This is a genomic window from Streptomyces recifensis (genome assembly GCF_002154615.1).
In the GTDB taxonomy this organism is placed as follows: domain Bacteria; phylum Actinomycetota; class Actinomycetes; order Streptomycetales; family Streptomycetaceae; genus Streptomyces; species Streptomyces griseoluteus.
In genome coordinates this window covers 1-703 of sequence record NZ_MUNH01000765.1, presented here as the reverse complement: position 1 = coordinate 703, position 703 = coordinate 1, and the positions used below count along the sequence as shown (strand labels likewise).

The following is a 703-nucleotide window of genomic DNA, read 5'->3' as shown; positions in this document are numbered from 1 at the left end:
CGGGGTAGCCCTGCGGGGCGGGCGGCGGGCCGGGCTGGGACCACTGCGACTCCAGGCGGGTCAGCGCCTCCAGCTCGCCGTAGTCGAGGAAGATGCCGCGGCAGCCGTCGCACTGCTCTATCTGGATGCCGTTGCGGTTGTAGGTGTGCATCGACGCATGGCACTTCGGACACTGCATGGTTCGGCTCAACTCCTCGCCGTCGGGTCCTGCTTGTTGTTTCCCCAGGACAGACTCCGTCCTGCCCCGGCCGGTTGCAGCCTATTTGAGAAAGTCGCGGGCCAACTGGGCGGGGACGCCCGGCATTCGCGCGCAGGCGTCCACGACGGCCCGCTCCACCTCGTCCAGCGGGCGCCCGGCGGTGAGGGCCTTGGTGAGGGCGAGGGCGGCGGTCTGCACGGTGAGCGCGCGGGCCGGAACCTCCAGTACGGGCCAGGGGTCGGCCCCCGGGGGCACGGCAGGACCGTCCGCCGCCTGGTAAGCGGTCAGGAAGCGGAGCCATTCACCGGACGGGAGGAGGCCGCAGGCGTACCAGGCGGCGGGGCGGGCGAGGTCCCAGGCGGGGGCGCCGAGTCCGAGGTCGTCGACGTCGATGAGGTGCCAGGGTCCGTCGGGCGCGGGGTGGCGGACCAGCTGGCCGAGATGCAGGTCGCCGTGGCAGAGGAACGGGGTGCCGGGGGCGGGGGCTTCCTCGCGGGCCCAGGG

General features: G+C 73.3%; 2 protein-coding genes. Both read right to left on the bottom strand.

The genetic code is table 11. From position 1 onward, the window contains the following. The coding region (locus CCN33_RS29445) for a TFIIB-type zinc ribbon-containing protein (protein WP_167387977.1) at positions 1-178 on the bottom strand (178 nt) is incomplete at its 3' end. Between the two features lie 81 nt (positions 179-259). Beyond that, positions 260-703: phosphotransferase family protein (locus CCN33_RS29440; RefSeq protein ID WP_167387976.1), on the bottom strand; the 444-nt coding region annotated here is incomplete at its 5' end.